6 protein-coding genes are annotated in these 6,222 nt (G+C 70.2%); 5 read left to right on the top strand and 1 reads right to left on the bottom strand.

Annotated features, from left to right (window positions below; translation table 11 throughout):
- Positions 1–194: 194 nt before the first annotated feature.
- On the top strand, positions 195–908 hold the full coding sequence (locus Mterra_RS05270; protein WP_170159561.1) for an alpha/beta hydrolase: 714 nt from the start codon (positions 195–197) through the stop codon (positions 906–908).
- Positions 909–985: 77 nt separating this feature from the next.
- On the opposite strand, the gene Mterra_RS05265 is transcribed toward Mterra_RS05270, so the two are convergent.
- Positions 986–1,150, bottom strand: coding sequence for a DUF1328 domain-containing protein (locus Mterra_RS05265; RefSeq protein WP_119314220.1), 165 nt, complete (start codon positions 1,148–1,150; stop codon positions 986–988).
- A gap of 245 nt (positions 1,151–1,395) precedes the next feature.
- On the opposite strand from Mterra_RS05265, the gene Mterra_RS05260 reads away from it, so the two are divergent.
- From Mterra_RS05260 to Mterra_RS05245, 4 genes are all read left to right on the top strand, one after another.
- Complete coding sequence (locus tag Mterra_RS05260; protein WP_147372558.1) at positions 1,396–1,938, top strand: hypothetical protein; 543 nt, start codon at positions 1,396–1,398, stop codon at positions 1,936–1,938.
- 108 nt (positions 1,939–2,046) lie between these two features.
- On the top strand, positions 2,047–3,150 hold the full coding sequence (locus Mterra_RS05255) for a tetratricopeptide repeat protein (RefSeq protein ID WP_119314218.1): 1,104 nt from the start codon (positions 2,047–2,049) through the stop codon (positions 3,148–3,150).
- A gap of 207 nt (positions 3,151–3,357) precedes the next feature.
- Positions 3,358–4,995, top strand: a complete 1,638-nt coding sequence (locus Mterra_RS05250) for an alpha-amylase family glycosyl hydrolase (protein WP_119314217.1) — start codon at positions 3,358–3,360, stop codon at positions 4,993–4,995.
- A 4-nt stretch (positions 4,996–4,999) separates the two neighbouring features.
- The gene (locus Mterra_RS05245) at positions 5,000–6,181 is read left to right on the top strand and encodes an AI-2E family transporter (protein ID WP_170159560.1); all 1,182 of its coding nucleotides are present in this window, start codon (positions 5,000–5,002) and stop codon (positions 6,179–6,181) included.
- The last annotated feature ends 41 nt before the right edge of the window (positions 6,182–6,222 follow it).

Raw genomic sequence — 6,222 nt, 5'->3', positions numbered from 1 at the left:
CCCTCGGGGGAGCTGAGGGGGAGGTGATGGGGAATCGCCTCCCCCTAGCTCCCCCGACGGCGGAGCGGTCCCCGCCAAACCACCGCGCCGCAAACCAACCCCTCCCCACCGGCATAAAGGAATACCTCGCCATTCGCGTCCCACCCCACAACTGCCCGGCTCCCGAAGCGCTAGACTCTGGTCTAGAGGGAACAATGAAACCCTGGCTGCTCCTCGTGTGGGCCGTGCTGGGGCCGCTGGCGTCGGCCCAGCAGGAGGTGAGCTTCCGGGCGGCCGACGGGGTGAGGGTCTTCGGCAGCTACTACGCCGCCGCCTCCAAGCAGCGGCCCCTGATCCTGCTGTTCCACATGTCGGGCTCCAACCGCTGGGAGTACGAGGCCATCGCCCCCGAGCTCGTGCGGATGGGCTTCAACTGCCTGGCGATCGACCAGCGCTCGGGCGGGACCATGTGGAACCGCACCAACCGCACCCGCGACGGCCTGGGCCGCCCGGCCGCCTTCGCCGAAGCCCTGCCCGACCTCGAGGCCGCCCTCGGCTGGGCCAAGGCCACCGGCCACCGCGGCAAGCTGCTGCTGTGGGGCAGCAGCTACTCCGCCGCCCTGGTGTTCGTGCTGGCGGCCCGCCACCCCGAGGTGGGCGCGGTGCTGGCCTTCTCGCCCGGGGAGTACCTGGGGCCCGGGCTCTCGGTGCGCGAGGCCGCGGCCCGGGTGCGGGTGCCGGTCTTTGCCACCTCCGCCCGCTTCGAGGGCCCCGCGGTGCGCGGCATCCTGGCGGCGGTGGCCTCGCCCGACAAGACGCAGTTCGTCCCCCGGGACACGGGCATGCACGGCTCGCTGGCCCTGAGCTTCCCGCCCTACCGCGCCGAGTACTGGCCGGCGGTGGCGCGCTTCCTCCGGCGCTTCGTGTGAAAAAAAACGCCGCCCGGCAGGGATGTGCGGACTGCCGGGCGGCCCCTCGAGAGCAGTGTTTTTTCACTCGTTGAGCGCTATACCGGTGTGCGTCTGCGGGTGACCAGGCTAATTAAGAAGGCGACCAAAAATATGAAGAACAGAATCTTGGCGATGTCGGCGGCAAGCCCCGCCAGACCGATGAAACCCAGCACGCCGGCGACGAGCGCGATCACCAGGAATAGCACGGCATAGCTCAACACTCTTTCACCTCCCCTCGTGTGGTTTCAGCGTCCTGCTGTGGCTCGAGCGGCCTCGAGTTCACGCCTTCAAGCTAGGCGTGCCGGCTGATGAGTCGCTGTCGCCTTCCTGAGCCTAGGCTGAGAAAAGCCCCGTTCCTGTCGAGAGAAAACCGGGCTTCTCATCAGCCGAATCTCAGCCAGGGGTCAGCCCAATTTCAAGCCCCGTGCCCAACCTAAATCTGTCCTTGTGGGACAGGAGGCAAGGTATGACCCGTCGGAACAAAGCGTTGAAAGTCCTTACGACATCGGCTTTCCTGGCTAGCAGCCTGTGGCTGGGCGGCGCGTACGCCCAAACCGCCCAACCCCCCGCCCAGCCGGCCATGACCGCCGAGCAGTACCACGCCGAGGCGCAGCGGCTGGCCCTCGAGGCCGACGCCCGCTACGTCACCGACTTCTACGACCAGATCCTGTGGAACCAGGCCATCCGCAACGCCGAGGCCGCCGTGGCCGCGGAGCCGGGCAACCCCACCTACCTGCGCACCCTGGCCGAGCTCTACACCCGCACGCAGTTCTGGTGGAGGGCTTACCAGAACTGGCTCAAGCTCGAGCAGATGGCCCAGCTCGGCGACCAGGAGCGGCAGTGGGCGGCCCTGAGCGCGGCCAAGATCGGCTACATCCGGCTGAGCCGGGGCCTGGCGGTCGAGGCCATCCCCTTCCTCGAGGCCTCGCTGCGCTGGGAGGAGAACCCCCAGGTGGCGGCCATGCTCGACGTGGCCCAGCAGGAGGCGGCCGACACCGCCGTGCAATGACCTGCTTCGGCCGGGGCGGGCCTGAGGCACACCGCACGCCCGGGGTCGCCGGCCCCGTCACCCAGCCTCACGGCTAGGCGTCGCGCGCCCGACCCCACGGAGGTGCACATGAAACTGTGGCTAAGCATCGCTGTAAGCTTGTTGGCCGGCCTGGCGCTGGCGCTCCAGCCGGCCACCCGGCAACTCCTCGACGAGGCCCAGGCCCTCGCCCAGCAGGCCCGCCAGCAGAACGTCGCCCCCTCGCCCGACGCCGACTTGTGGAAGCGGGCCATCGCCAAGGGCGAGGAGGCGGCGGCCCTCGAGCCCCAGGCCCCCGAGGTCTGGCGGGTGCTGGGCAACCTCTACACCGAGACCAAGTGGTGGATCAAGGCCGAGGAGGCCTGGAACCGCCACATCCAGCTCGCCGGGCTCAACGACCCCAAGGTGCGCCAGCAGGCCAGCCTGGTGCAGCTCAACCTGGGCTACGCCGCCTACCAGCGCGGGGAGTTCGACGTCGCGCTCGCCAAGTTCCGGGCCGCCGCCGAGCTCACCCCCAACGACCCCCAGCCCTACCAGTGGATGGGGCGCATCCACCTCGAGAGCGGCAACACCGCCGCCGCCCGCCAGAACTGGCAGCGGGCCGTGCAGCTCAAGCCCGACGCCACCAACCGCTACTTCCTCGAGCTCAGCCAGAGCAGCGTCAACTACGGCCGCGACGCGGTGAGCGCGTTCTACCTGGGCTACGAGGCGTACACCCTGGGCAAGGCGGGCGAGGCACTGGGGCACTTCAACCGCGCCGCCCAGGCCGCGCCCAACTGGCTCGAGGCCAAGCGCTGGGTGGCGCGGGTGCAGCTCGAGCAGGGCAACCCGGCCGAGGCGCTGCGGGTGTGGCGGGAGGTCGCGGCCTCGGGGCAGGCCAGCCCCACCGACCGTTACCAGTTGCGCCGGGCCGAGCTGGCCGCGCAGTACAACCTCCAGGCCGCCGACGCCTACTTGCAAGGGGTGTCCAGCCACCAGCGCGGGGACCGGGCCTCCGCCCGCCGCTTCTTCGAGGCGGCCGTGCAGAGCGCCCCCGGCTTCGCCAGCGCCTGGTACTGGCTGGGCCGCACCGCCTACGAGCAGGGCGACTACGCCACCGCCGAGCGGGCCTACGGCCAGGCGCTCACCCTCGAGCCCGCCAACGCGCAGGCGCGCTACTGGCTCAACCGGGCCCGCCGGGCGATGGGGCGCTGAGGGCAGGGATGGACCCGGAGGGCGGGGCCGCACCCCGCCCTCTTCGCTGTGCAGCACCCCTCAGCCCCCTTTCAGCACCCTGTCAGAGCCGCATCAGCGCGTTTACCCACACTCGAAGAGGCTCCGGGCGAGTCGGAGGGACACCCGAAAGGGGGCGGCCTCGCCACCCCTTAGCGGGCGCGACGGTGCCAGCGGAGGTCGGACGCTATGGAATTCACGCTATTCGCTCCCCACGTCGAGAAGGTCGAGCTCGTCGGCTCGTGGCTCGAGCGGCCCGTTCCCTTGGAGAAGGACGAGGGCGGCACCTGGCGGGCCGAGGCCGAGGTGCCCGACGGGCGGCACTGCTACAAGTTCCGCCTCGACTCGCTCTCGCCCTTCCTCGACGGCGCGACGGTCGAGGTCGCCGACCCGCTCGCCCGCGCCGTGGACGAGGCCAGCGACGACGCCAGCCTGCTCGTCGTGCAAGGCGGGCGCGACGTCACCACCGCCCCCGGCTACGCCTGGCGGCACGACGGCGTGCCGCTGCCCCAGGACGACGAGCTCGTGATCTACGAGCTGCACGTGGGCGAGTTCACCCACGACGGCAAGACCCCCGGCACCTTCGCCCGCCTCCTCGAGAAGCTCGACTACCTGCGCGAGCTCGGGGTGAACGCGCTCGAGCTCATGCCCGTCAAGGCCTACCCCGGCCGCAACTCCTGGGGCTACACCCCGCGCCACTTCACCGCCCTGGAGAACGCCTACGGCACCCCCGAGGACTTCAAGCGCCTCGTTGACGAGTGCCACGCGCGCGGCATGCGGGTGATCCTCGACATGGTCTTCAACCACTCCGACGACAAGGCCCCCCTCGCCCAGATCGACTTTTTCTACTGGTACCGCGACACCCGCGAGGACGAGCTCTACTTCGGCCCCAAGCTCGACTACGAGCGCTTCGACGACACGCTGGGCCTCTTCCCGGCCCGCAAGTTCGCCGCCGAGGTGGCGGCCTACTGGGCCCGCGAGTACCGCGTTGACGGCTACCGCCTCGACGCCACCTACGTCATCGACAACTTCGACATCCTCCACGACCTGCGCCGCCACGCCAAGGAGGCCGCCGCCGGCAAGCCCTTCTACCTCGTGGCCGAACACCTGCCCGAGAACCCGGCCGTGGCCGGGCCCGACGGCCCCGCCGACGGGGCCTGGCACCAGCGCTTCGAGCTGCAGGTCGTGGCCACGCTGTGCGAGGGCGAGCTGCGCGACCACTTCTACGACCCCGGCAAGACCCTCGAGGCCCTCGACCCGCGCAACCACGGCTACGCCGCCCCCGAGCGGGTGGTGCACTTCCTCGAGTCCCACGACGAGATCACCCTCATGCGGGTGCTGGGCGACTACGGCATCACCGGCGACAAGGCGTTGCGCAAGAACAAGCTGGGGGCCACCCTGCTCTTCACCGCCGTCGGCAACCCCCTGCTCTACCAGGGGCAGGAGTTCGGCGGGCACCGCGCGCGCAAGCAGGAGGTGCGCCCGCTGCAGTGGGATCTGCTGGGGGCCGACTACGGCCGGGCGCTCAAGGAGCACTACGCCTTCCTGGCCCGCCTGCGCCACGGCTCCCCCGCCCTCAAAGGAGCCGAAATGGAACCCATACACCTCGACCAAGAAGGCGGCGTCATCGCCTACCGCCGGGGCTACGGCGAGGCGGAGGTGCTGGTGGTGGCCAACCTGCGCGACGAGGACAAGGCCCTCACCATCCCCTTCCCCGACGGGCGGTGGCGCGAGCTGACCTTCGGCTACGACATCGACTCCGCCGGCGGCCGGCTCGCCGACACCTTCCCGGCCTCCAGCGCCAAGATCTATGTCCGCCGGGGCTGAGCTTATGCAGCGCCGACCCGGGGAGTTCTTCACGCTCGAGGCTCGAGCCCTGCAGCGGGTGCTGTTCAACGCCATCCTCCTCGTCTTCGGGCTGCTGCTGGTGATCGAGTTCGCGGGGGCCGTGCTGACGCCGTTGGTGTTCATCCTGCTGGCGGTGGTGCTGGTGATGGGCCTCAACCCGCTGGTGGCGCGGCTGGAGGCCCGCTTCCGCGTCCCCCGCCGGCTGGGGGCGCTGCTGCTGGTGCTGGGCCTGCTGGCGCTGTTCGGGGGCCTGGTCGCGGTGCTGGTGCCGCTGCTGATGGCCCAGGGCACCCGCTTCGCCGAGAGCCTGCCCACGCTGATCGAAGGCTTCGAGGAGAGCCTGCGGACCCTCGGCCAGCGCTACCCGGTGCTGGCCCCGCTCGGCCAGGGGCTGCCCGAGGTCAACTTCTCCCGCTTCCTCGACGGGGACATGGTGGGGCGGCTGTACGCCATCGCCAGCTCGGTGGTGGGCCTGCTCGCCCTGACGCTGGTGCTGCTGACGCTGGTGCTGTTCCTGCTCATGAACCCCGACCCCCTGGTCAAGGGCGTGCTGAGCGGGGTTCCCCCGCACAGTCGCCCGGTGGTCGAGCGCACCATGGTGCGCATCGGCTCGCAACTGGGGATGTGGCTCATCAGCACCATGATCTCCTCGGCGGTGGTGGGGCTGCTGGTGGGGATCGGGCTGGCGCTGGTGGGCTATAAGAACGCGGTGCTCTTCGGGGTGGTGGCGGCCGTCACCAACCCCATCCCCTTCCTGGGGCCCTGGCTGGGCATCAGCCTGCCGGTGCTGGTGGCGGGGGCCGAGGGGGCCTGGAGCCTGGCCTTCTGGGCCATCGTGGTGCTGGTGGTGGTGCAGCAGATCGACGCCAGCATCACCAACCCGCTGATCCTGGGCCGCACCGTGCACCTGCACCCGGCCTCGCTGCTGATGGGCGTGCTGATCTTCGGCTCGGTGAAGGGCATCATGGGGGTGTTCCTCACGGTGCCCCTGCTCATCATCATCAAGGCGCTGTACGAGGAGGTCTACCTCGAGCTCTTCAAGCGCCCCGAGGTGCCCGAGGAGAGCGTGAACAACATCGTCAGCGCCGGGCAGGGCGAGGAGACGGACAAGGCCGAGCCTGCCCCGAAGGAAACCCCGCTGCCGCTGAAGGCCCAGGAGAAGTAGGTAGGCCCCCACCGGCGCCTGGCGTTCGGCCATCGGCTGCG

This window comes from Calidithermus terrae (assembly GCF_003574345.1).
GTDB lineage: Bacteria > Deinococcota > Deinococci > Deinococcales > Thermaceae > Calidithermus > Calidithermus chliarophilus.
Note: the sequence above shows the minus strand (reverse complement) of the source record. Positions and strands in the feature narration are given on the sequence as shown.

Coding starts and splice junctions, on each gene's coding strand:
- Mterra_RS05270 (WP_170159561.1), top strand. CDS start 195: ATGAAACCCTGGCTGCTCCTCGTGTGGGCCGTGCTGGGGCCGCTGGCG.
- Mterra_RS05260 (WP_147372558.1), top strand. CDS start 1,396: ATGACCCGTCGGAACAAAGCGTTGAAAGTCCTTACGACATCGGCTTTC.
- Mterra_RS05255 (WP_119314218.1), top strand. CDS start 2,047: ATGAAACTGTGGCTAAGCATCGCTGTAAGCTTGTTGGCCGGCCTGGCG.
- Mterra_RS05250 (WP_119314217.1), top strand. CDS start 3,358: ATGGAATTCACGCTATTCGCTCCCCACGTCGAGAAGGTCGAGCTCGTC.
- Mterra_RS05245 (WP_170159560.1), top strand. CDS start 5,000: ATGCAGCGCCGACCCGGGGAGTTCTTCACGCTCGAGGCTCGAGCCCTG.